The 26,355-nt window shown below is 37.3% G+C and carries 21 protein-coding genes; 12 read left to right on the plus strand and 9 right to left on the minus strand.

Annotated features, from left to right (window positions below):
* Window positions 1-54: 54 nt before the first annotated feature.
* Complete coding sequence (locus BUC21_RS10440) at window positions 55-1,632, plus strand: hypothetical protein (RefSeq protein WP_139261390.1); 1,578 nt, start codon at window positions 55-57, stop codon at window positions 1,630-1,632.
* Window positions 1,633-1,770: 138 nt separating this feature from the next.
* Here the strand turns inward: BUC21_RS10440 and BUC21_RS10445 are convergent, their stop codons facing one another.
* On the minus strand, window positions 1,771-2,163 hold the full coding sequence (locus BUC21_RS10445) for a hypothetical protein (RefSeq protein WP_073401996.1): 393 nt from the start codon (window positions 2,161-2,163) through the stop codon (window positions 1,771-1,773).
* Window positions 2,164-2,326: 163 nt separating this feature from the next.
* Here BUC21_RS10445 and BUC21_RS10450 point away from each other — a divergent pair, with 163 nt between their 5' ends.
* The 10 genes from BUC21_RS10450 to BUC21_RS10495 all read left to right on the plus strand — a co-directional run bounded on the left by BUC21_RS10450 (window position 2,327) and on the right by BUC21_RS10495 (window position 14,858).
* Window positions 2,327-2,818: a DUF2867 domain-containing protein gene (locus BUC21_RS10450; RefSeq protein ID WP_073401999.1), complete on the plus strand. Its 492-nt coding sequence runs from the start codon at window positions 2,327-2,329 to the stop codon at window positions 2,816-2,818.
* Window positions 2,819-2,828: 10 nt separating this feature from the next.
* Window positions 2,829-3,215, plus strand: coding sequence for a hypothetical protein (locus BUC21_RS10455; protein WP_139261392.1), 387 nt, complete (start codon window positions 2,829-2,831; stop codon window positions 3,213-3,215).
* Window positions 3,216-3,234: 19 nt separating this feature from the next.
* Window positions 3,235-3,630: a hypothetical protein gene (locus BUC21_RS10460; protein WP_139261394.1), complete on the plus strand. Its 396-nt coding sequence runs from the start codon at window positions 3,235-3,237 to the stop codon at window positions 3,628-3,630.
* Window positions 3,631-3,694: 64 nt separating this feature from the next.
* Window positions 3,695-4,705, plus strand: a complete 1,011-nt coding sequence (locus BUC21_RS10465; RefSeq protein WP_073402009.1) for a sensor histidine kinase — start codon at window positions 3,695-3,697, stop codon at window positions 4,703-4,705.
* On the plus strand, window positions 4,702-5,400 hold the full coding sequence (locus BUC21_RS10470) for a LytR/AlgR family response regulator transcription factor (protein WP_073402012.1): 699 nt from the start codon (window positions 4,702-4,704) through the stop codon (window positions 5,398-5,400). Before BUC21_RS10465 ends, BUC21_RS10470 begins: the two co-directional genes overlap by 4 nt.
* 414 nt (window positions 5,401-5,814) lie before the next feature.
* Window positions 5,815-6,309: a hypothetical protein gene (locus tag BUC21_RS10475; RefSeq protein ID WP_073402016.1), complete on the plus strand. Its 495-nt coding sequence runs from the start codon at window positions 5,815-5,817 to the stop codon at window positions 6,307-6,309.
* Window positions 6,310-6,624: 315 nt separating this feature from the next.
* The gene (locus BUC21_RS10480) at window positions 6,625-9,522 is read left to right on the plus strand and encodes an SNF2-related protein (protein ID WP_073402019.1); all 2,898 of its coding nucleotides are present in this window, start codon (window positions 6,625-6,627) and stop codon (window positions 9,520-9,522) included.
* Window positions 9,523-9,642: 120 nt separating this feature from the next.
* Entirely contained in the window at window positions 9,643-10,470 is an 828-nt protein-coding gene (locus BUC21_RS10485) for an Abi family protein (RefSeq protein ID WP_139261396.1), read from the plus strand.
* 2 nt (window positions 10,471-10,472) lie between these two features.
* Window positions 10,473-12,170, plus strand: a complete 1,698-nt coding sequence (locus BUC21_RS10490; RefSeq protein WP_073402025.1) for a site-specific DNA-methyltransferase — start codon at window positions 10,473-10,475, stop codon at window positions 12,168-12,170.
* Window positions 12,171-12,173: 3 nt separating this feature from the next.
* Window positions 12,174-14,858 (plus strand): DEAD/DEAH box helicase, encoded by a 2,685-nt coding sequence (locus BUC21_RS10495; RefSeq protein WP_073402027.1) that lies wholly within the window; start codon window positions 12,174-12,176, stop codon window positions 14,856-14,858.
* A 109-nt stretch (window positions 14,859-14,967) separates the two neighbouring features.
* On the opposite strand, the gene BUC21_RS10500 is transcribed toward BUC21_RS10495, so the two are convergent.
* Window positions 14,968-15,363: an HU family DNA-binding protein gene (locus BUC21_RS10500; RefSeq protein ID WP_073402029.1), complete on the minus strand. Its 396-nt coding sequence runs from the start codon at window positions 15,361-15,363 to the stop codon at window positions 14,968-14,970.
* A 347-nt stretch (window positions 15,364-15,710) separates the two neighbouring features.
* A complete protein-coding gene (locus BUC21_RS10505; RefSeq protein WP_073402032.1) occupies window positions 15,711-17,786 on the minus strand; it encodes a VapE domain-containing protein in 2,076 nt (691 codons plus the stop codon).
* 224 nt (window positions 17,787-18,010) lie between these two features.
* Here BUC21_RS10505 and BUC21_RS10510 point away from each other — a divergent pair, with 224 nt between their 5' ends.
* Complete coding sequence (locus BUC21_RS10510) at window positions 18,011-18,994, plus strand: hypothetical protein (protein ID WP_139261398.1); 984 nt, start codon at window positions 18,011-18,013, stop codon at window positions 18,992-18,994.
* A gap of 77 nt (window positions 18,995-19,071) precedes the next feature.
* Here BUC21_RS10510 and rpiB read toward each other — a convergent pair whose 3' ends face one another.
* The 6 genes from rpiB to BUC21_RS10540 form a co-directional block, all read right to left on the minus strand.
* A complete protein-coding gene (gene rpiB / locus BUC21_RS10515) occupies window positions 19,072-19,506 on the minus strand; it encodes a ribose 5-phosphate isomerase B (RefSeq protein ID WP_073402038.1) in 435 nt (144 codons plus the stop codon).
* 27 nt (window positions 19,507-19,533) lie between these two features.
* Window positions 19,534-21,549 (minus strand): transketolase family protein, encoded by a 2,016-nt coding sequence (locus tag BUC21_RS10520; protein ID WP_073402041.1) that lies wholly within the window; start codon window positions 21,547-21,549, stop codon window positions 19,534-19,536.
* A gap of 199 nt (window positions 21,550-21,748) precedes the next feature.
* Window positions 21,749-23,422, minus strand: a complete 1,674-nt coding sequence (locus BUC21_RS10525) for a ribulokinase (RefSeq protein ID WP_073402044.1) — start codon at window positions 23,420-23,422, stop codon at window positions 21,749-21,751.
* A 1-nt stretch (window position 23,423) separates the two neighbouring features.
* Entirely contained in the window at window positions 23,424-24,926 is a 1,503-nt protein-coding gene (gene araA, locus BUC21_RS10530) for an L-arabinose isomerase (protein WP_394332756.1), read from the minus strand.
* A 58-nt stretch (window positions 24,927-24,984) separates the two neighbouring features.
* Window positions 24,985-25,671, minus strand: a complete 687-nt coding sequence (locus BUC21_RS10535) for an L-ribulose-5-phosphate 4-epimerase (RefSeq protein WP_073402050.1) — start codon at window positions 25,669-25,671, stop codon at window positions 24,985-24,987.
* 6 nt (window positions 25,672-25,677) lie between these two features.
* On the minus strand, window positions 25,678-26,355 hold the full coding sequence (locus BUC21_RS10540; protein WP_073402053.1) for an NUDIX hydrolase: 678 nt from the start codon (window positions 26,353-26,355) through the stop codon (window positions 25,678-25,680).

Consider the following 26,355-nt stretch of genomic DNA (forward strand, 5'->3'; position numbering starts at 1 on the left):
CTTTTAATGATTAACGGTACAAAGATACTTATATTGTATTGAAAGCGTATAGCTATGGATAGGAAAATGAAGATAAAAATAGTAGTCGTTACGTTCTTTTTGCTTCTTTTCATAGGAGCAGGAAGCTATTTTTTTACGAGTCTCAATAATCGTGGAAAGGCGGCCGGAATTAATCTTTTTTCTTTGGTCCCATCCGATTGCTCTGCAATATTTGAAACCAATGATCTTGCTTCCCTTTTAAAAGAACTGAAAGGAGTAAGTTATGGAAAAGAGTTTACTACTCATGGATTCTCTCTCATTGCTAAAGATTTAATAGACCATTTTGAAGAATTAACAGCATCCGCTCCATTCGGATTAAGCTTACGGATGAACAAGCTGCTTATCAGTTTCCATTCTCCGGGAACAGAAATGGACCAGGTACTTTATTTCCCAACAAATCCCGGAGACGAGAAATGGATTGAAGAACAAATCCAAAAGAAACGTCCAATAGATTTCCCTTTAAAATCAGTATTATACAAAGGCAAAAAGATAAATATTTGTCCTATGGGAGGCGATTTGTTTCTTTGTTACTACAAATCATCAGGTTTTGTAGCAGTCAGTTATTCCAAAAGATTGATAGAACAAGTGATAGATGCCCATATTAGTGGAAATTCAGTTTTAACTGATAAAGTATTTGGTTTTGCAAAAGATACTAAAACAGCTAATGGCATTGCATCTTTATATGTGAAAGAGAAACAAACCGGCTGGAGTTATCTGAATTTAAAATTTGATGATGATGCAATTAATCTTTCAGGAATTACCACGGATGCCGAAACTAGTTCATCGTTTGTAAATGCTATTAAGGAACAAAGTCCAATTGAATTCTTTTCGGGAAATATATTTCCAAGTTCTACATACTACATAAATCAAATGTCAATTTCACAAATTCAATATATTGCTGTCAATTCAGCACAGACAGAATATGATCTTGCTTCTTACAGCGATGATGTTAAGGCAACAGATATTCAATTTATGTACTTTCTGAAAGGAAATGTTGCAGGAAGTTTAGCCGGATTCTCTTTTTGCTCAGATGATTCCATTCAGCGACCATTCTCATTGCTTTGCATTCCCATGCAAAATTCAATGAAAGCGGAAGCCGATTTGCATTTGTTTATGCAAAATCATTCAATAAAAACAGAGAGTACTGCCGGCGGAAAAATCCAATTGTTTAATACCGGAAATAGAAGTTATCGCTTTTATTCACTACCTCCCAGCACCATTTTTTCTCAGCTTTCCGGCATTAAAGATGCAGATCTAAATACCTATGCTCTTTTCTATAAAGATAAGTTATTGTTAGCTCCCGATCCGGTTAGTGCTCTTTCCTATATTAATCAGATTGAGAAAGGTAATATAATAGAAAAAGATAGCGTTTATAAGAAAAATATCTCTCATGTAGATACTCGTTTTAATTTTCTACTAATGACCGATTTAGGAAAACTAGCTCTTTATCCTGAGTATCGCTCGCGATTAATTCCTGATTTCTTCTGTCAGCACATGAGTTTCTTTAGCAATTTTATACTCCTAAATCAGCTTGTGTGTCGTGATAGAAAAGTTTATCCTAATTTGATATTTATTTATAAAGGCGAAAAGTAACTTCAGGTGTTGCTATTGGGTATATATATCTTTCTGGTAGATATGTACTTAGAAAAAATATTCTTTTGAATGATTGAGTTCTTAAAGCAACCCCAGAACTTCTTGTCAAGGATTGCTTTAAGAAAATAAAAATCGATATTATTTTTTAATCAAAGCTGTTATAGTATATTTTATCTCAGCTTTGGGGTTTTCTGTATATACTCTGACAGTGCATGTCTTTGAGGTTGTATTTTCTGTCCAGTTTACTTCAACTTGCCCTTTTGTACTTGTTATAGAAACAGACGTTAAATCCTCAGCAAGGGCATTCCATGCATAATTTAACTCCAATTTAGTTGATGAATTGAAAGAACCTGTAGTAATTAACGGTTTACAATTCTCAATCATAAACCCTTCGCTTATTGGGTAATTAATATTGTTTATCGTTATTTGCTCTATTCCAAGTACACTTTTGGTGATAGGCTGTGGTCCTTCTTCATGCTTTTCACATGCCATAAGCAGACAAACAAAGACAAGTAATAGTTTAGCTTTCATTATAATTGTGTGTTTATATTTTTTGCAAAGATAATCATTGTAAAGAAATAAACAATTAGTTGCTTTAATGTTTGTTCATTTCGTAACCAAAATATGCCGTTTGGTGAACTAAATTTGTTGATGTCTTTAGCTCAGACCATCTTTGCTGAAAAAATAAAATGTTATGAAGATAGAAAGAACAACCATTCCAATGCAATCATTTATTTATGGATTCTCTTTGAGTGCAGATTATTCAGAGTGCTATCAAATGTTCACCGATAAAAAATCGGTAACACTTGAATCATGTTTGTCATTGTTCTCGTTTAAACCAAAGTGGGTTGACTTTCTATATAAGCTTCGTAACTTATTAGTGAAGCCATTGGGCTTGAAAACTTCTACTGACGAAATAACAAATATAAATCCTCAGAAAGGAGAGAAATTAAATTTTTTCGATGTGCTTGAAAGAAGTGAGACGGAAATTCTGATGTATGCAAACGATAAACATCTTGAAGGGTGGTTTTCTCTTCAATATGAACCTGATGGAAATAAGCACATTGTAAGGTTTATAACAGTCGTTTCTTTTCACAATTTAATGGGAAGAATTTATTTCTATACAATCAAGCCGTTCCATTACCTGATAGTCAGAGATATGTTGTACAGAATGTGTAAACACTAAAATATAAATTATGAAATCCTTATATAAAATTGTGAGTGTTGCAACTTCTTTATTATTCATTTATTTGTTTGTACAATTACTTTTTATGCCGGGCTCTTTTATTAAAGATTTGGGACTACAACCTTCAGAAGCTGGATCCGTTCTTGCCAGAAGGGCATCCATGTTTATGTTGGGAATATCCCTGCTGATGTTTGGAACAAGAAATCTGCCTCATTCAAAAACGAGACAAACCATTTGTATGGCTACTGGAATTACACTGTTTGGATTATCCTGTGTAGGCAGTTATGAATATATTAAAGGAACAGTAAACTCTTCTATCTTGATAGCCATTATTTGTGAAACAATATTATGGGTGTGTTTTGGAATAATCTTATTAAAAAAATATCAGAATCAATAATTACTAAATAGAATATAATATGAAAACTCAGATTCTCTTGCTACGTATTGCTGGCTATCTAAGCTTGCTGTTTGTTGTCTTTCACTTGTTATTTTATCCGATGTTTAATTGGGAAAATGCACTGAATGGTTTATCAGGTATGAATAGGGCGATTTTTCTTACATACCATGCAATTTGTATCTTGATGCTGTTCTTTATGGGTATTATTCCAATCTTTCAGACAAAATCCCTCTTAGGCAGTTCTCTAAAATATGGTATCCTTAGTTTCTTTTCATTATTCTATCTGATTCGTATAGTGGCAGAATTTGCTCTTTTTGGAATTAGTTCCAGTAGTCCGATTATACTGATAATGTGTCTGGTTCCGATGATATTTTATGCTATCCCTTTGTTTTCAAAACAAATGGCTAAGCTGTAACAATTTGGTAAAATACCTTTGCATATATAACTTTTTTAATAGCTTTGTAGATTAAAATTAAATTATGAAATATATACTGAAAATACTTATCCACTCACTTTTCTGGCTGGTCTTCGTTCTGTTCTACCTGGTACTATATGTTGTGCCAAAGGGAGATCTATCAATCGCATTGCAAGAACTTACTATCCAGTTTTATATCAATTTTGTTTGGGCGGCAGTCATATTCTATTTATCCTATTATTGGCTGATACGATATTTTGAGAAAAGTCAGCTTGTCAGATACCTTATTCTTTCAGTGCTAATAAGTATTTCTGTTTCAGTTGTTTTCTTGATTATCTCAAAGCTTATTACCCCAGGAATAAATTTGCAGAATTATGTTCTCCTTTTGCCATCAATGGTTGGTACTTTTATTATAGCCCAATGTGGATGTTTGGTTAGAGGTTTTGAAAACTGGTTTGCTAATATTCAGCTGAAATCAGAAATAGAAAACAAAAATCTTAAGAACGAACTTAAATTACTTAGACTCCAGATTAATCCTCATTTTCTTTTCAATACATTGAATAATATTGATTCTTTAATTAGTAAATCACCTAAAACTGCTTCAAAAATGCTTATTACTTTGTCTGAAATGCTTAGATATATGGTTTATGAGACTAAAACGGAGACAGTTCCTTTGCAAAAAGAGATAGACTATCTTACCAGTTATATACAGCTTCAACAATTGCGCTTTAAGAATGTAGATTATATACGTTACTCTTTTCCAGAGCCAGATGTTTGTAACACTCAGGTTGCCCCAATGCTTTTTATCCCTTTTGTGGAAAATGCTTTTAAGCATTCGTATTATGCAGAGCCCATGCCGGTTGTTGATATAAAAATTGCTTTAAGTGATAATGTTTTAAGCTTCACATGTGTAAACTACTTCGATACTGAGACAATTTCCCCCAAAACAACTCAATCGGGCATAGGATTGGAAAACGTAAAAAGACGCCTTGCTCTTTTATATCCCAAGAATCATGAGTTGCAGATAATAAAGGAATTAAATACCTTTAGAGCTGAATTAACAATAAAGTTATGACAATATCATGTATCATAATAGAAGATGAGCCGTTGGCAGCAGAAAAGCTGGAGAGTTTTGTCGCCCGCATACCCTTTCTTAAGCTTAAAGGCAGTTTTGATAATGCCTTGGAAGGATTGCAATTCCTGAAAACGCAGACTGTTGATTTGCTATTTCTTGATATTCAGATGGAAAAGATTACCGGCATTCAATTGCTCGAAAATCTTTCCTCGAAACCCTATGTTGTCATTACATCTGCTTATTCAGATTATGCCTTGAAAGGATATGAATTGAGCGTCTTTGATTACCTGCTTAAACCATACTCTTTCGAGCGCTTCCAAATGGCAGTTAACAGAGTATCCGATGATCTGAAACAAAAAGCAGGAGTAAAGAATGAAAACAATAGTTCCCAAATCTTTATAAAAACAGAATATCGTCGTGAAAACGTACATCTCGATGATATTCTGTATATTGAAGGAATGCAGGGATATTTAAAGATTTATCTTTCTGATAAGAGAATTCTTACCAAGCAAAGCATGAAAGCTATATTGAAGACACTTCCCCAAGACCAATTCATTCAGGTTCATAAATCCTATATTGTTGCACTGTCTAAAATTGAATCTATTGAACGAAATCATATAAAAATCTCCGGTAAATTAATACCTGTTGGAGATTTTTATAAGATGCAGTTTTATGAAAGAATAGAAAATATTTGAATAAATAATGTCTAGAGTTTTTTCCTTTTTTTATTTGTCGCACCACTGGTGCGACAAATACAGTTTGTTGAAAAATGAAAATAAGTCTGTTTTACTATACAAGCTCATTTTCTCCCTGTTCTAAATATGATAAGATATTTTTAGGAGCACACAATTTCCATTCTCCAAAGTAAGTGGACGATTCTTCCTTGTTAGTTAAGTATTTTACGTGCGGACCTCCCTTTTGTTTGCATTCTGAAATAAAGTCATCTTAACCGAAGGCTTACGTTTAACTTTATCCTTAAAGTAATCTAATACAGCCTTATATTAAGGTTGCAAAATTAGATTTTAATGAGTATTCATCTCAATTTAGCAAACGAATTTGCCAAAATATACGAATTTAATTATCTTTGCAATCAAACTTAAATAAAAAACATGAAAAAGATTTTTATATCAATTATTTGTGTGTTTGTGTCAGTCTTAGCTTTTGGGCAGAAAACTGTTGGGTACACTTATAAACCTTTATCTGCAGAGGGGTGTACAGTAAAATTCTCTGTAGTACACCAAGAAGGTGTCTATTATATTATAACTTCTGTAAATTCTGATAGATTAGTGTTTAATGATTTACCAATTTTGATGCTGAAAACTTTTAAGAATGAAGTTATAAAACTTGAAGGCAAATCATTAAGTTCTACAACTGCAAGCACAGGAGTAATGGTGGGGAATATAATGGTACCCGTAACTGAAATTAAAGCCTTGGCGCAGTTTCCAATAGGGAAAGATCAAATAGAAAAATTGCAAGATGGAGTATGCAAGGTACGTCTTTCGACACTTCCGTTAACTCATGAAAGAGAGTTTGATAAAGATAAGATTGGTAAGAAATTATATAAAATGTTCCATAATGTTCTTAACTCTGAAGATGATTTTTAATAATACATTCAATCATCATCCAAATTTATCTAAAAATGATTATATTTGTGCTAGAGTTCATCACTCAATTGAGTGAAAGAAATCCATAAACGTTAGGCCTTGATGTCTAGCGTTTTTTGCTTTTTGTGTTTGTCTCAACACTGTTGAGACAAATATAGCTTATAATGAATTCTAGTATTGTATTTTATTTATCCGATATTATAATTCTAGGTATATATCTCTGGTTGAAAAAAATATGAAGTTTAAGTTTTGACATTAACAGCATTTTGTCTAGTTTTGTGCTTTCTGTATTATAATGTTATAAATGATCTATAAATGCAACTAACTCCTTACCATGCTAAATTTTTTGCTTACGATTTAAACCGTCAATTGCCCGCCAATGATATAGGAAAATTGACAGCTTCACTTCAAGACGCACAGGTTGATTTAAATCCTCATCAGGTTGAGGCTGCACTTTTTGCATTTCAATCACCTTTGTCAAATGGTGCAATTTTAGCAGATGAGGTTGGGTTAGGTAAAACGATTGAAGCCGGAATAATTCTTTCTCAGCAATGGGCTGAAAGAAAACGTAAATTAATCATTATTTGTCCGGCTAATCTTCGTAAACAATGGAATCAGGAATTACTCGATAAGTTTTTTCTACCTTCAATAATTTTAGAGGCAAAGTCTTTTAACCAGTCTATAAAAGACGGAAATCTTAATCCATTTGATGTTTTAGATAATATTGTTATTTGTTCTTTTCAGTTTGCACGAGCAAAAGCTGCTTATTTAGAGAATACAGCTTGGGATTTAGTGGTAATTGATGAGGCTCACCGCTTAAGAAATGTATATAAATCTTCAAATAGAATTGGAAACACTCTGAAAGATACGCTTTCAAATAGGAAAAAAGTTTTGTTAACTGCTACACCTCTTCAAAATTCAATTCTTGAATTGTATGGGCTTGTCAGTATAATAGATGATTATGCTTTTGGAGACCTTAAAAGTTTTAAAACAAAATATAGTCGTCAGCTTGAAGAAGAAGATTATACTGAATTAAAGAAACGTTTGCAGGCTTTTTGTAAAAGGACTCTTAGACGTCAAGTTCTGTCATATATTAACTATACTGAGCGAAAGGCCATTCGAGAAGAATTTACACCTAATGAAGATGAACATTTGCTATACACATGGGTTTCCGAATATCTGCAACGGCCTAAATTATATGCACTACCTAATAGTCAGAGACAGTTGATGACTTTGATTCTGAGAAAGCTTCTTGCTTCTTCTACCTATGCAATTTATGGCACATTAGATTCATTAGTGATTAGGCTCGAAAAACTTTTGCAGAAAAATGAATCAAACTTAATTAGCAATATTGAAACAGATTATGAATTGTTAAGTGAAATTCAGGATGAATGGTTTAACGAGGAGGAAGAAGAAATTACTGTTGTAGAAGAAACACTTCCAGACGAAGATATTGAGGCTATAAAATTTGAAATTCAGGATCTAAAGAAATTTCGGGACTTAGCATATAGTATTAAAATTAATTCAAAAGCCAATCACCTCTTTACGGCTTTGGAAAAAGCTTTTGTAGAGTTGCGTAAGTTGGGTGCAAATGAAAAAGCATTGATTTTTACTGAATCTCGTCGCACACAAGAGTATTTGAATACTACACTTACAGCACAGGGGTATAATGTGGTTTTATTCAATGGAGTCAATAATGATCCATTATCTAATAGAATATATAAAAAATGGTTGCTAGATCATAAGAACTCAGATAAAATAACAGGTTCACCTACTGCGGACAAACGGGCTGCATTGGTTGATTATTTTAGAAATGAAGCAACTATTATGATAGCAACCGAAGCTGCAGCTGAAGGAGTAAACTTGCAGTTTTGTTCTTTGCTTGTTAATTATGATTTACCCTGGAACCCGCAGCGTATTGAGCAACGCATTGGGCGATGCCATCGCTATGGCCAAAAGTATGATGTGGTAGTGGTTAATTTTCTCAATAAAAAAAATGCTGCCGACATACGAGTTTATGAGTTGCTTGATGAAAAGTTTCGCTTGTTTAGCGGCGTATTTGGTGCGAGTGATGATATTCTTGGAACTATTGGAAACGGCGTTGATTTTGAGAAACGCATTGCACAGATTTATAATGACTGCCGAACTCCTGAAGAAATTCAGAAAGCATTCGATGATCTGCAATTGGAATTGCAACCCGAGATAAATCAGAAAATGCAAAGTGTTCGTTCCACTTTGTTGGAAAAGTTCGATGAAGAAGTACGTGATAAATTACGTGTTGATTATGAGAATGCGAAAGCTTACTTAAATACCTTTGAACAAAAGCTTTGGAAAACAACGAGATTTTATCTGAATGATTATGCTTCATTTATTGATAATGAGTATTCGTTTACGCTCCATAAAAATCCTTTTCCCGAAGAACAAATACATTCAGGCCCGTATATGATTCTGAAATCTGAAGGTGCCAAGAAAAAAACTGATTTTTATGTTCCTGATGATACTAATGTTTATCGTATAGGTCACAAGCTTGCCCAACGAATCCTGAGAGAATGTACAAAGTTGGAAACTCCTGTTGCCGAGGTGGTTTTTGATTATACTAACACTAATACTAAAATTACAGTATTAGAAGAGTATGTAGGTTGTTCAGGCTGGATGCAGATAGAACAACTCAGTATTCATTCTTTTGGAAATGAAGATTATAACCTAATTGCCTGTGTGGTAGAAAACGGAGATGTTATTGAGAGTGAAATTGCAGAACGTTTGTTTTCTTTAAATGCAGTTGTGTTGGGAAAAGAAGAACTGCCCAATAAGGTATTACCGGTTTTTGAAGAAATTCTGCATCAACAGAAGCAATCAATTATCTCTATGAATACCGAGAGGAATAAAGATTTCTTTGATACTGAAATGGATAAACTGGAACAGTGGGCTGAGGATATGAAAATTGGGTTGGAAAAAGAAATTAAAGATTTAGATGCAGAAATAAAGCTTCGTAAATCCGAAGCTAAGAAAATTTTAAATCTCGAATCCAAAGTTCGTGCACAGCGATCAATTAAAGAACTTGAAAAAAAACGAAGCGAAAAGCGTCAAAGACTTTTTGTTGCTCAGGATGATATTGACAATCGGAAAGAAGAACTTTTATCGGATATTGAAGAGCGCTTGCAGCAGTCTATAGATAAGAAAGAAATCTTTTCAATAAAATGGAGGATGATATAATGATAAAAAAGATAAAGCCCGTAGAAACGGGCTTTAATATCTTATCACTTAGTTACGTGCAACTTTGATAGTTGTAGAGGCTTGACTAAGTATTACGGCACAAAAATACATAAATTGTGCATGCAAACAAAATTTTTTAGAAGAAAAATGAGCATAAATTACGGGAAAATAAAAAAATATATTTCTGCACCTCGCCTTCAAACATACGAAATTGTATGTTCGAATAATACCCAGCGTGCACTTAAGGCATATCAAACAAATATAAGGCTTTCTCAAGCATTTTATCCATTACTTACCATGGTTGAAGTGGTACTTCGAAATGCGATTAATGAAGAACTAACTGATCATTTCTCAGATGCAAATTGGCTGATTAATCAGCAAACCGGGTTTATGGTCGATCCTTCTTTAACCACTATTGATCGTCGTACAAATCAACTCAGACACAATCATTATTTAAAGATAAGTGTAGAAAAGTCTATACGGAAAATAAGAATTGGTTGTACGCAGGGCAAGATTATTTCTACCTTAGAATTTGGCTTCTGGACTGCTTTTTTTGATAACTATCACTATCGGATTTTGTCAGGATCACCAATACGTATATTTTCAAGACTACCTTCTGGAACAAATAGGGCTGTTGTCTTTGATAAACTTACGAGAATACGTGATTTCCGTAACAGGGTATATCACAATGAACCAATTATCTTTGATAAAAATAACGCTGGTACTCCATATTATAGTTTGGATAAGGCCAATGAAATATATCAAGATATAGAAGATATATTTACATGGTTAAATCTTGATTTTGTTAAATGGACTAAAAAAATTGATAATGTTCCTTTTGAATTAAAACGTACTTATTACGTCATCAATCATTATCCTTCCAGAAAATATTATTATTTTCGTGTTAAATTAGGAATATCTCATTATAAGAAAAAATATATCAACTAAATATGCCTCAAAATAGCAAACAAAAACTCGAACTCACTTGGATAGGTAAGGGTGAAGAACCCAAACTGGAACCTCGTATCCTTATTGAAAACCCTGAATATAGCTATGGTGATCCGAATACTGAAAATATACTTATTCATGGTGATAATCTACTTGCTCTCAAAGCTCTTGAACAAGATTATGCAGGTAAAGTGAAATGTATTTGTATTGATCCACCATATAATACAGGTAGTGCTTTTGATCATTATGACGATGGGGTTGAACATTCAATTTGGCTTAGATTAATGTCTCATAGATTAAAAACACTAAATAATCTGTTATCGGATGATGGCTCAATTTGGATTTCTATTGATGATAATGAAGCACATTATTTAAAGGTCTTGTGTGATGAGGTGTTTGGACGTAGAAATTTTGTTGCAAGTGTCATTTGGGAAAAAACCTATAGCGAACGAATGGATGCAAAAGGATTTAGCACATCACATGACTATATTTTAGTATATAGAAAAAGCGATAAATTTAAGGTTAATCCACTTGAAAAATCACAGAATTCAAAACAGTTTAATTTTTTTGATGAAAAATCTAAAAAGCATTACAGGAGACGCTCCTTAAGGAAAGAGGGTTCTGAATCTTTGCGGGCTGATAGACCATCTATGTGGTACGGAATTGAAGCTCCTAATGGCGAAATTATTTACCCTTATAAACCTGATGGCATTGAAGGACGTTGGCGTTGGAAAAAAGAAAACGTAATAACAAATAGAGATGAATTAGAATTTATCAAAAAGGATGATTCCCGCTGGGAAATTTACGTTAAGCAATTTCTTGATGAAGATGCTACAAGACCACCAGCAACACTTTGGAAACATGAAGAAGTTGGTCATAATCACGAAGCAAAAGAAGAGGTGAAAGCATTTAATACAAACGATGTTTTTGATACTCCAAAGCCAGAAAGACTTATTCAGAAAATCATTAAAATCTCAACCAATCTAAACGATATAGTTCTCGACTCCTTCCTCGGCTCAGGTACCACCGCAGCCGTAGCCCACAAAATGGGTCGCCGATGGATAGGTATTGAGTTGGGCGAACATGCCAAAACGCATTGTTTCCCACGCCTAAAAGCAGTGGCAGATGGCGAACAGGGCGGTATCAGTAAAGCTGTCAACTGGCAAGGTGGCGGTGGTTTTAAGTTTTTTGAGTTAGCTCCTCCATTATTGAGTGAAGACACTTATGGCAATTTGGTGATTAGTAAAGAATATAATGCTCAGATGCTAGCTGCAGCAATGGCAAAGCATGAGGGCTTTCATTATCAGCCAGATGAAAACAAGTATTGGAAACAAGGGCGTTCTTCTGAACAAGATTTTATTTTTACTACCTCTCAGTATATTACTCGTCCTATACTTGATGCAATAGCTGAAGATTTACTCTCTGAAGAAAGTTTACTAATTTGTTGTTCGCAATATGAATCAGGACTTGAAAATGCTTATCCGAATATAAACATTCGTAAAATTCCAGCTATCTTGCTTAATAGATGTGAGTTCAAGCAGGATAGTGATTATAGTTTTAATATTGTAAACAGCCCACTCGATGAGCTTCGCCCCGAATTGGGTGAACGTATTAAGCAGGAGTCTGTAGTCAAAGCTAAAGATAAGCTTAAACATACTACTGAAATGCCCGATTTGTTTAGTCAATCTCTTAATGAATAAGCTATGAATAAAAACGCCAATTATATACGTAATCGTCTGAGTCTTCGTGCTCCACAGGAAGAGTCACTAAATATATTATCAGAGCTTTATGAGTTGATGCAACCTGTGAAAAACAAAGGAGTGCTAAGCTTGTCAGATATGCTCAATATTGTTAAAAGTAAGTATCCAACCTGTACGGATTTTGAACGTAATTTCCCGTCAATATGTTTTGCATTAGCAACAGGTGTAGGTAAAACCCGCCTTATGGGGGCTTGTATAGCGTATCTGTATCTGGAATATGGAATAAGGAATTTCTTTGTGCTAGCACCTAATCTCACAATTTACAATAAGCTAATAGAGGATTTTTCAAATTCTAAACACCCAAAATATGTTTTTCGTGGTATTGCCGATTTTGTACAGAATGCACCTCGTATCATTAACGGCGATAATTACAGTCAGTTTTCAGGGAACGAGTTATTTCAGTATGTAAATATCAATGTATTCAATATCTCGAAAATCAATTCAGAAACACGAAAAGGTAGTGCCCCTCGTATTAAACGAATGTCGGAATATCTGGGTGATTCTTACTTTAACTATTTGTCTAGTTTACCAGATTTAGTAGTATTAATGGATGAATCACACCACTATCGGGCTGATCGTGGAATGACTGTTATCAATGAATTAGATCCAATTCTGGGATTGGAATTCACAGCCACTCCGCAAACTCAGTCGGGTGCAAAATATACAAAATTTAAAAATGTGGTTTACGAATACAGTCTTGCAAATGCCATAGCCGATGGTTTTGTGAAAAAGCCTGCAGTTGCAACGCGAAAAGACTTCGATCCTTCTCAATATAGCACTATTGAATTAGATAGGATGAAGTTGTTAGACGGTGTTCGTATTCACGAAAATACTAAAGCTGAATTAGCTATTTATGCCCGTGATAAAGGAGCTAGGGAAGTTAAGCCGTTTATGCTGGTTGTTGCTGTAGATACCACCCATGCTTCGGAACTAAAAGAAATGATTCAGCAAGATGATTTCTTTAATGGCTATTACAAGGATAAAGTAATGGATATTCATTCTAATCAGACTGGTGCTGAAAAGGACGAAAATATAGAATTACTACTAAGCCTTGAAGAACCGGATAATCGAATTGAAATAGTTATTCACGTAAACATGCTTAAAGAAGGTTGGGACGTAACCAATCTTTATACAATTGTTCCACTTCGTAGCTCGGCTTCACGTACACTTACCGAACAAACTTTGGGGCGAGGACTGCGTTTACCTTATGGCAAACACACCGGAGATGATAATGTAGATACGCTTACCATCGTTCAGCATGATAAATTTCAGGATATTGTTGATGAAGCTAACAAACCGGATTCTATTATTCGTATTCAACATATTATTGTGCTCGACGATACCGACGGCAATGTACGGAAAGAGATTATTACATCGCAATCTCAGTTTGAAGAAGAGATCGAACAACGGAAAACAGTTGCTGAACAGCTGGAAGGAACCAAGAAAGAAAAAGAAATTATCAATATAAAGCGTGATGAATTTATTCTTCCTTTTCTGAATACTGTAGCCCCCAAAGCTGCCAGTTTTACAAAAGAGGCAATCACAACCGCTGAGCATATAGAAACATTTAAAAAGACTTACCTGGAAAAACTAAAATCCGAAGGTCGTTTGTTTGCAAACGACGAAGTGAATGAAGCGGCAGAACGTTATATTTCCATTGCAGAAAAATTTATTGATAATACAATCCCTATTCCACGTTTGTCAATCATTCCTTCAGGTAACTCAAAATTGATTTTCCATGATTTTGATTTAGATACTTCTAAAATGAAATATCAGCCGGGTTCAGAAGAGATTGTTACGAGAGAATTGCAGTCTGGAGTTCAGCGTGAATTAGCTGTAGGTCGGGCTTATTTTAAAGAACGATATATTGAAGATCATCTTGTTTCCGTATTGATTGACAAGCAGGAAATTTGGTATGACGAACATAAAGACTTGTTATATAAACTGGCAAATCAGGCTGTTTTGCACTTTCAGTCTTATCTGGGTGATGAAAGGGAGGTCGTTAATGTAATAATTAACTTTAAAATACCTATTGCCGAACAGATTTATCAGCAGATGATGGCTCACCACGAGATCATTCACGAAGGTTTCGAGAAACCAATCATGAAAGTACGCCCGTGTTCTGAAATAAAAGATCCTTCAATTTCAAAGAATGTAGGTGACAGAATATATGATTATAAAGAAAGTATTGAACCTGTTTCTGCTATCAGAAACAAGGTTTTTGGAGGTTTTGTTAAATCTTATCACAAGTTGTATAAATTTGACAGTAAAACGGAAAAAGACTTTGCAGTAATTCTTGAACAGGATAAAGATTGTACCAAATGGTTACGTCCTGCAAAATCACAATTCCAGATTTATTACGGTCGTCCTTCAAAAGAATATATGCCCGACTTTGTAGTAGAAACACCCGATTTTATTGCTTTGGTAGAAACTAAGAAAAAAGACGATGTTGAGACAGAACAAGTGCAATCAAAAGCAAGGGCAGCTTTAAATTATTGTATTAATGCCACTGAATACAATAAACAAATTAATGGTAAACCCTGGAAATACATTTTAATTCCTCATAATGCAGTTGCAGTCAATATGAGCTTAAATAATCTTTTTCATCAATATGAATATTTGGGGTAAGTCTGTCTAATTTGCTAGTTAAATATCTTTGTAAGATTTGTGATGGGTGAATCTTACAAAGATATTTAATGAGTTGTTTTATAGAATAATGTTTAAATGATAGGATAATTTACCTCTCTGATTTCTCAAACCCACTAACCCCAATCCTCTTCTTCATCTTGGTAGAAGCTCGGAAATTAACGTTCTTCACCTCAATACTTTCTGCCCGATGAGGTTCTTCGGGATTAAAGTCTTCACGGAATTGAGCAGAGAGTTGGAAAGCACCATAATCGTTTAAGGCTACGGTGTAACCGTTCTTCAATGCTTTTTCTATAGCACTAAATGTTTTGGTAATTGCCAACTCCATTTCTGTACGTAGTAACGGATCGTTTCCTGCAATGTATTCGGCTAATGCTTTTGTGTTTAGCTTTTCTCTGCTTTTTATTATAGGATGAACACCGCCTTTTTTCTTTGTGTCTTTACTTAAATTATCGTTTATCTCCTTGAATTTATATGGTATGCCCATGGTAATTAATGTTTTATTGGTTTATGGTTTCTACGAACATGTACAAGATTGATAACGATCATGTACATGTTCGAATGTCGATCGTGTACATGATCGATATGATGTCTCGTTTTGTTTTTGCTAATTCGTTTAGTTGTTTTCTCTAATATGTCTATATGCTTGATTTATAGTACAATATGTAAATATAGATATTGCTATTGGTGGCAGGAGTGGCAGGAAAAAAGAGTATTTTTCGGTTTCAAAAGTATTTTTTTGAAAATTCCGCAAATTGCATAATTTTCAAAATTTAATTTCCAGAACGGCAAAAAGGTTATTTTTCCTGCCACTCCTGCCACCAAATAATCAGTTTACTCTTTTAAACAGATATGATAAACTGTATATCCGTTTATCCTTTTCCATTGAAAACCAAGTGATTTCAGGTTTTTACCCAGTTTGTTTATCATCTTCTTACTAATAGCAATCCCCGTTTTACTTTTAATATATTCTGCCAATTTTGCCGCAGAAAGGAATATACCTTCCTCTTCACCTTCCGGTTTACGGTAGTATTCATAGAAAAGTTCCATATCTGCATCGGTTTCCATGTAGTGCTGGTTGTGTTGCTCCACAATGCTGTTTTCCTCAGAATTGAAATAGTAACGGAAGCCATTCAGAATCATATTCCATGCTTGGGCATAGAGTTGCTTGTAATCTATGCTGAATTCGAAATTGATTGGGCCGGTTACTTCATGGCAGAGGTTACGGCGGCTTCCTGTATAATCTCTCAGAATATCCAGGTGATTGGTTGTTCCGAAGAAAGAAGCATGGCGCACAAAATTCCTTGGCGGACGATCGGGCGAGGTGCGTATGTTAATGTTGAACGTGGTGAACAACTCTTTTACTGTTTCCTGGTCGTAACGCTGAATGGTATCCAGCTCGTCGATATTCAGAATGGCACTGGTGCTTAGCTTCATGCGGGTGGCATTGGCATTATTGGAAAATACATTTGCATCGAAATGACTTTTTCGCCACTCGGGAGGCAAGAGGCGTTCCGGCCAGGTGGATTTCCCCATACCGTGCTTGCCGCCAATCAATACCAGAATCTGGTGGTTTATTACTCGGTCGTTTATCAGTGAAGCAACCAATGCTACGAACCATTTACGGAAACACCATTCAAAATATTCGGGATCTTTGGTGGGTACGGTGGCTGCCACATCGGCAATATAGTCGTGCCCGTCCCATTCAGTGAAAGGTACAAAGATAAAATCCTTGAAAGGATGGTAGGAGGGGGTAATCTCGGAATCGACCATTGCCTTTACATCATTGAGGGTGCAGTTTATTCCTTCTTTGTGTGCACGGATATAAATGGTGTTGAGGTGATGGTCGCGAAGCTCTGTCCACTCATGACTGGAATGATCGGCATAACGGAATTCAATGCCTTGCAGTATTACATTGCGGCGAAGCATAAAGTTGCGTTTTATAAACTCTTCGAGCTTGTGTGTCTCTTTCTCCACTTTTGTCAGTCCGCTGTCAGTACCGGCAGCATCTTCGTACTCCTTGTACTTAATACGGATAGTCAGACGAAGATCATCGGCAGTAAAATGTTCGGTGGTGCAACGCTGAAGTGCCAGTTTGGCTGTTTCGGCTTCGGGAATTCCTGCCACGCAACAAAAGTATGCCAAAGCGTACACAAACTGCGATCTGTTCTCTTTCCGGAACGACTCCACATTGAGTGCATTTGAGTAAGCGCGGTCGAAAGCTCTTCTTATTTCGGTATCCCGCTGTTCGCCAATAGGCAGATGATCATAGGAAATTGGTTCTCCCTCCATGTTTCGGAGTAGCTTCGTTGTTTTCTTCTCGAAATCCTTCTTCGTTGCTATCAGAAATGTTTCGGCTTCGGGATTGAAAAATAGTTCAGTGTCGTAAGTGGCTGAGGTTAACTGTAATAATGAATGTTCGTTTTTCTTAAAGTCGGTATACAAACAGGATTCATAATATAAGCTGACAACGGAAAAAGCGTGTGCGTGAAATTTGCTAATATCCTCATTATTATCGGGTATAGAGCCGTCCGGACTGGAAACGGGAGATAGAATTACAATTCCTGTACCTTCTGTGGTAACAAATGCTGCCAGGGTATTGGGCTCTTGCGCGGCTTTATCCCGTAAACGAATGGCTTGTTCGGGTTCCAGTTTGCCACTGTTGAGCTGAATCACTCCGTTGTACTGCTCCATATTAGTCTTTGTACGTCCACCGATAAAGGAAGCGGCAAATGTAAAGGAGGGGAGTTGCTGCCATGCTTTGGCGGAATCGCTGCTTTGACTTCGGATACTGTCAACCAGTGTTGCGTATTTCAGTGTTTTGAACGAGTTGATAACTGTTTCTATAGCGAGGTTTTCTACAAACGTGGGACGCCCTTTGTTCCCACCAATGTATAAGGATGCATTCATAGTATTTTTATTTTAATGTTGTTGTAAGTGCAAAGATTATATATATACAATAATCGTGCCAGATATTGCTAAATTATTAACAATGGGTTGAAATAATTATTTGTCATTGAATAACAATGATTTTCATATAATAAAAACATTTCAATTTATTGTATTTTAAAAAATGTATTACCTTTGGCTCTGAAAATTGATTATAAATAGTAATTCGTGATTATTAAGAACCTATGAAACGAAATCTTTTTTTATCTCTGTTATTAATGGTTGTTTTGGCATCCTGTAACCCAAGGGTAGTTACTGACATAGTAAAAATATATCCACCTATTGTTGTACCCGATTCTGTTATTGTTTACGGGGTAGGTCAGCGTGTTCCGGCCTCTGCCAGGACTATTGGACGGGTGAGTGTGGGAAAAGGAAACATTGCTGCTAAATGCACTTATTCTGATGTTCTCCTTCTGGCAAAAACAGAAGTTGCCAAAGCGGGTGGAAATGGGTTGATGATTACCAGTCATTCCATGCCTTCCTCTGGTGGAGGTAATTGCCATGAGATAGCAGGAAGTATATTGCTCCTGAAAGATGGTGCGGTGAAGAAAGACTCTTTGTCTGATGCCGTGTTTAAAAACCTGGCTGCAGAACAAAATGAAGTGATACGAAGGCATTCAGTTCCCGGAAACACTTTCTCTGTTAATATTGGTTATGGACATATTTTTAGCAATATATATGTTGCAGATGATAATTTTCTGAATGGAATACCTCTGCGTAATGGAGTGGATTGGCGTTTGCAGTATGATCATACTTTTTCAAGTGGTTTGGGAATGGGCATTCTTTATTCCGGATTTCGTTCTTCGGGATGGGTGTATGGCACAAAAGATTCTTTTCTTGAAAATTACATTGCGCCTGTGTTGAGTGGGCGATGGAAGTTTACTGATAAATGGATTGTGAAGGCCGAATTCGGAATTGGTTATTACAGACATGACGAGAACGCCAGTAATGGATATCATATATGGGCTGATGGAACAGCACTAAATCTGGATTTGGGATTGGAATACATGGTGACTCCTCATTTAGGACTGGGTGTGAGCGCAGGGCTTTTGTTCGGTTGTGTTGGGGATATGAAAGATAACAGAGGCAATGTTTATTCTTCGTATTACTGCGAAACAAACGGAGTAGCACGATATACTTTGCTTACCGGATTCAGATATTATTTCTGAGACGCTCTCTAAAAGATCGAAATAAAAAATCCTGTTTGAATGAACAAACAGGATTTTTTGTTATAGTATGAACGTGATTACTTTACGGGAATCTTTTCTATTCTTTTTTGATGACGGCCGCCTTCAAAATTTGTAGAGAAGAACTCAGTCATAATATGATCGGCTGTTGTCGTGTCGATAAAACGACCCGGCATAACCAGAATATTTGCATCGTTGTGCTGACGGGCAAGATGTGAGATCTCAGGTGTCCAGCAAAGTGCTGCACGGATACCCTGATGCTTGTTCAACGTCATGTTAATGCCATTACCACTACCGCAGATAGCAATACCCGGATAACATTCGCCATTTTCGATGGCTGATGCCAGCGGATGTGCAAAATCTGCATAATCGCAACTGTCTGTTGTGTACGTTCCAAAGTCTTTGTATGCCCAACCCTTGGCTTCGAGCCAGCTCTTAACGAACTGTTTCAGTTCAAAACCTGCGTGATCGGAGCAAATACCAATAGTTTTCATTTTTATCTGTTTTCAGTTTATGTTAGATTATAACATTGCCTTAACCTGATTGTACACGTTCTGAGCTGTGAAACCAAGTTTTTCGTCAAGAACCTTGTAAGGTGCAGAGAATCCGAATGATTCCAGACCAAATACCTTACCGTTGGCACCTGCAAGGCCTTCAAGGTTTACTGGTAAACCTGCTGTAAGACCAAATACTTTAGCTCCGTTTGGGATAATTGATTCCTGATATTCCTTGCTCTGGCTACGGAACAATCCTTCAGATGGAACAGAAACAATGCGAAGTTTTACACCATCCTTGCGAAGCAATTCTGCTCCGGCAACAAGTGTAGAAACTTCAGAACCTGAAGCGATAAGAACTACATCAGGGTTTTCGTCAGCTCCGGCAACAATGTAAGCACCTTTTGCAGTGTCTGCATAGTTTGTTCCTGCAGGAAGATTAGCAATATTCTGACGTGAGAAGATTAATCCTGTTGGAGTTGAAGTATTTTCCATGGCAAGTTTCCATGCTTCTGTAGTTTCTTCAGCATCAGCCGGACGAAGAACCAACATTGAGTTGTGTCCGTTGTGGTTTTTAAGTTTTTCCATCAAACGGATCTGAGCTTCCTGTTCAACCGGTTCGTGAGTAGGTCCGTCTTCACCCACACGGAATGCGTCGTGAGTCCAGATAAACTTCACTGGAAGTTCCATCAGGGCAGCCATACGAACTGCTGGTTTCATGTAATCAGAGAATACAAAGAATGTACCGCAAGCTGGAATTACACCTCCGTGAAGTGCCATACCGATGCAAACACATGCCATTGTTAATTCAGCAACACCTGCCTGTAAGAAAGCACCGCTGAAATCGTCTTTTGTAAAGGCGTGAGTTTTCTTTAAGAATCCGTCTGTCTTATCAGAGTTTGACAAGTCGGCAGAAGCACAGATCATGTTTTCTACCTGAGTAGCCAATGCACCAAGTACTGTAGCAGAAGCACCACGAGTAGCGTCGTTTGCTTTTTGCTTGATACCTGCCCAGTCTACTTTAGGAGCTTTGCCTGAGAAGAAATCTTCTAATTTTGCAGCAAGTTCTGGGTTAGCTTTAGCCCATTCTGCTTTAGCAGCATACTTGGCAGCAACGATTTCTTTCAGTTCGGCAGCACGTTTAGCGTAAAGTTCTGCAACTTCTGGGAATATTTTGAAAGGATCTGTTGGATCACCTCCTAAGTTTTTAATAGTTTCGTCATAAGAAGCACCACTTGCACTCAATGGCTGACCATGAGTTGAGCATTGGCGTTCGAAGCTTCCTTGTTCGGCTGTGACGGCACCTTTACCCATGATGGTTTTACCAATAATAAGGGTAGGGCGTTCTTTTTCTGCTTTCGCAGCAGTAAGAGCCTTGCGGATTTCGTCTGGATTATTACCGTTGATAGAGATTACGTTCCAGTTCCATGCTGCATATTTCTTTGCAGTATCTTCACAGGTTACAGCATTTGTTCCTGTTGAAAGCTGAATATCATTAGAATCGTAAAACATAACTAAGTTGTCAAGTCCCAGGTGTCCGGCTAAACGACCTGCTCCCTGAGAAATCTCTTCCTGAATACCTCCGTCTGAGATAAATGTGTAAATGGTTTGTCCCATTACTTCGCCGAAACGAGCTTTCAGGAATTTGGCAGCGATAGCAGCACCAACAGCGTATGCATGACCTTGGCCTAGAGGACCGGATGTGTTTTCTACTCCACGCATTACATCTACTTCAGGGTGTCCTGGAGTTGGGCTTCCCCATTGACGGAATTGTGATAATTCATCCAATGTATATTTACCTGTAAGGGCTAGGATGGAATACAACATGGGTGACATGTGTCCTGGGTCTAAAAAAAAGCGGTCGCGACCTTCCCAACGAGGATTTTCAGGATCAAATTCCAAAAATTCAGAGAAAAGAACGTTCACAAAGTCTGCGCCACCCATGGCACCGCCCGGGTGTCCTGAGTTTGCTTTTTCTACCATAGAAGCTGCTAAAATTCGCACATTATCTGCTGCGAGATTCATTAGTTTACTATCATTCATAATAATTGATTCATTAATTTAGGGGCAAAGATAGCAGTTTGTGAGTAATAAACTGCTAGAATAGAGCGATTTTTTGTTGAAAATATCGAGGTTGAAAGCGAGACCGGGAGAGATCTTAGAGTATAAAATACAATAAGTTATTTATCAGAAATACACTAAGATATTTCGATCTTTTCCCGGCCTCGCTTGAAGAGATTTATTAGCAGAACAATTCTTTTTCAGTGAATTGTCCAACTTTTACATATTGTTCATAAATTGCCTGATATGCTTTTGCATTTTCTGCATTTGGAGTATATTCCGAAGCAAATCCTGGTCCCATAGCCTGTTGTGCTTCTTCTACCTTACCATAGACGCCTGCAGCTGTTGCAGCAAACATAGCAGCGCCTAAAGCACAAGCTTGTTCTGTTTTGCAGACTTTGATAGGCATGTTAAGTACATCAGACAATGTTTGCATTACGAATGGTGATTTCAAAGAAATACCACCGATACCGATTACTGCATCGATTTGTACGCCTTCGCTACGGAAACGGTCAACAATTGCTTTTGAACCGAATGCTGTAGCTTCTACCAATGCACGGAAGATGCGTGGAGCTGAACTACCAAGAGTAAGTCCGGTGATTGTTCCTTTCAACATCTGGTTAGCATCCGGAGTACGGCGGCCATTCATCCAGTCGGTAGCAATTACTGTACTTTCGCTGATTGGAATTAGCTCGGCTTCTTTTGTCAATGCAGGGATAATCTGGCTGCATGCTTCATCTACCAATTTAGCTTTTGTAGCTTCGTCAATAAGTGTGCTGTTGCCTATGATTTTTTTGATAGGGAACTCAAGAACTCTCTTGAACCAAGCATATACATCACCGAAAGCAGATTGTCCGGCTTCCAGACCAACATATCCAGGGATTACTGATCCGTCAACCTGTCCGCAGATACCTTTGATCAGCTTGTCGCCCATCTCTTCGTAAGAAGAAACCATGATGTCGCAAGTTGAAGTACCGATAATGCGTACCAGTGTGCGAGGTGTTACACCTGATCCTACAGCACCCATGTGGCAGTCGAATGCTCCGCCGGCTACAACAACGTTTGTTGTTAAACCAAGACGTTTAGCCCATTCTTCTGTAAGGTGACCAACTGCCTTATCAGCAGTTTCTGTCTCTGTAAACAGACGATCACGGTAGCCAGCCAAAAGTGGATCAAGAGCTACAAGGAAGTCTTCAGCTGGAAGTCCGCCCCATTTTTCGTGCCACATTGCTTTGTGTCCTTCAGCACAACGGCTTCTTACGATATCTTCTGCTTTATTGGCTCCTGTAAGAATTGCAGGTAACCATTCGCAGTGCTCAACGATAGAGTAAGCACTCTTGCGTACAGCTTCATCTTCACGAAGTACGTGAAGAGCTTTTGCCCAGAACCATTCTGAAGAATAGATACCACCTTCGTAAGCTGAATAGTCAATCTTCCACTCTTTGCAAAGCTTATTGATTTCGGCTGCTTCTTTTACTGCTGTATGGTCTTTCCAAAGTACAAACATTGCATTTGGATTTTCTGCAAATTCAGGCAGTAAAGATAGGGGAGTACCAGCTGCATCTGTAAACACAGGAGTACTTCCGGTTGTGTCAAAAGCAATACCAACAACTTGTTCTGCAGTTCCTGCAGGGCATTTTGCCAGTGATTCTTTGATAGTTGCTTCCAATACTTCAATATAATCAAGCGGATGCTGACGATATTGGTTGATTGCAGGATCGCAATATTTTCCTTCTGTCCAGCGAGGATAGTATTTTACGGCTGTAGCCAATTCTTCCCCTGTCAATGCATCTACAATGATTGCACGGGCAGAATCACTACCGTAATCTAATCCGATAACATATTTTTTTGCCATATTACATCAAAGCTTTGTTAAGCATATAATAAACATCATTTGTGCGAAGCTCTTTCTTGAAGTTGCTGATAGTTGTATCTTTGTCGATAACGATCATTTCGATACCTGCCATTTCAGCATAGTCTTCCAGATATTCCTGAGTAAGAGCGAATGAGAAGCTTGTGTGGTGTGTTCCACCTGCAAGAATCCATGCACCTGCACCTACTTCGAAGTTTGGTTGTGGAATCCAAAGAGCAGAAGCAACTGGCAATTTAGGAAGTTCTTTTGATTTGATAACATCTACCTGGTTTACAATCATACGGAAACGGTTACCCATATCTACGATTGTTGCAGCAACTCCTGTTCCTTCGTGAGTAGTGAATACCAAACGAGCTGGATCTGCTTTGCCACCGATACCTAATGGATGAACTTCTAGTTTTGGTTTGTTTTCTGCGATAAGTGGACAAACTTCCAACATGTGTGCCTGAAGAATTGAGCTCTTGTCTCCATCGAAGTTCAATGTGTAATCTTCAAGGAATGAAGCACCACCTTCAAGACCTTGTCCCATGAACCACATTGTGCGGTACAATGCTGCTGTTTTCCAGTCACCTTCAGCTCCGAAACCATAACCTTCAGCCATCAAACGTTGAGAAGCAAGACCTGGTAGTTGGTTCATTCCGTGCAATGCATCGAAGTTTGTAGTGAAACCTTTTGCGCCTTTTGCTGTTAAGAATTTGCGTAGAGCAAGTTCTTCACGAGCTGCTTCAATAACCTGGTTGCGGTCTTTTCCGCCTTCTTTTACATTGGCAGCCAATTCATATTCGCTTTCGTATACTTTAACCAATTCTGCAATTTCAGCATCAGTTACAGTATCCTGAACTGCTACTAAGTCGCCGATTGGGTAGTAATCAACGTGATAACCTAAACGAAGTTCTGCTTCTACTTTGTCACCATCTGTTACAGCAACATTGTTCATGTTGTCTCCGAAACGGATGATAAGCATATCTTGTGCATCAGCCCAAGCAGCAGCAACACGCATCCATACAGCGATTTTACCCTGAGCTTTTTCATCTTGCCAGTGACCAACAACAACCTTGCGGTTTTTGCGCATACGAGAAACGATGTGACCAAATTCGCGGTCTCCGTGAGCTGATTGATTCAAGTTCATGAAATCCATGTCCATTGTATCCCATGGAATTTCTTTGTTGAATTGTGTGTGGAAGTGAAGAAGAGGTTTTTTCAACTCTTGCAATCCGTGAATCCACATTTTAGCAGGAGAGAAAGTGTGCATCCAGGTAATGATACCGATACATTTGCTTTCATTGTTTGCTGCTCTCATTGTAGCTGTTACTTCAGCTGCTGAGTTTACAGTTCCTTTATATACAACTTTAACAGGAAGATTTCCTGATTCATTAAGTCCTTTTACAATCTCGTTAGAGTGTGCGTCAACTGCGATTACTGCATCGCCTCCGTAAAGGAGCTGTGCTCCTGTTACAAACCAAACTTCAAAATCTTGAAATGCCATAATTTTTTAATTTTAAGATTATAAATCTATTTGTTTTGATATTTATTTCGATAAAAATTTATTTCTGACCGTAATAAGCGCCCGGACCATGTTTGCGGTTAAAGTGCTTTTCTACCAGCAACGGATTCATTGTTAATGCCGGATTTACAGAATATGCAATAGAAGCCATTTTTGCTACTTGTTCCATAACAACTGCGTTATGAACTGCATCGTCTGCATTTTTTCCCCAGGAGAAAGGACCGTGGTTCTTTACAAGTACACCTGGAGTATGAACCGGATTGATTCCTTCGAATCTCTTGATGATAACACTTCCGGTTTCTTTTTCATAAGCTCCTTCTACTTCTTCTTTTGTCATATCAGCAGTGCAAGGAATTGCATCGTGAAAATAATCGGCATGTGTGGTACCGATATTAGGTAGATCAATTCCGGCTTGTGACCATGCTGTGGCATAAGTGGAGTGTGTATGCACTACTCCGCCAATTTCAGGAAATGCTTTATAAAGTTCCACATGAGTAGGAGTGTCTGATGATGGTTTAAGTTTTCCTTCAACTACTTTACCATCAAGATCAACAACAACCATGTCTTCGGCCTTCATATCGTCATAAGATACTCCACTTGGCTTAATAACTACCAAACCGCTTGCACGATCGATAGCAGATACATTGCCCCAGGTGAAGATAACCAGTCCGTGCTTTACTAAATCCAGATTAGCCCGGAAAACTTGTTCTTTTAAAGTCTCTAACATAATTCTCTATAACTTGAATTTAGGATCTTTCTTGTAAATCTTACTATTAAACTTGTACAGGTAAGCTCCACGTTTAGATCCTGATTTATCTATTTGATCTGTTTTTTCTATATAGTCCATTTCTGCAACTCGCTTACGGAAATTCCGCTTGTCAATAGTGTCTCCGTAGATGGCTTCAAAAAGACTTTGCAACTGTGTTAATGTGAATAACTTGGGCAGAAGATTAAAACCGATAGGTTCTGTGCTTGCTTTATGCTGCATTAAGCTTCGTGCCTTTTCTACCATTAACTGATGGTCAAAAACAAGAGGAGGTACTTCGTTTACATTTACCCAGTATGCATTGTGCTTTTGCACTAATTCCTGATCGTACTCATTGACGTTGATCAGTGCATAATAAGCTGCAGACACAACTCGCTCTCCCGGATCACGGTTTATTTCGCCGAAGATCCCAACCTGGTCCATGTATACATCTTCCAGTCCTGTTAGTTGATTCAATACTCTTTTTGCTGCATCATCCACGCTCTCGTTTTCCTTAACGAATCCACCCATAAGAGACCATTCTCCCAAAGCTGGTTCAAAGTTACGTTTTAGTAAAAGGAGGCTTAATTCTCCCTGGTTAAATCCGAAGATAATGCAGTCTACTGCTACATAGAATTGCTTTTCCTGACTATAGTAATTAATCAT

The organism is Bacteroides luti (assembly GCF_900128905.1).
Lineage (GTDB): Bacteria > Bacteroidota > Bacteroidia > Bacteroidales > Bacteroidaceae > Bacteroides > Bacteroides luti.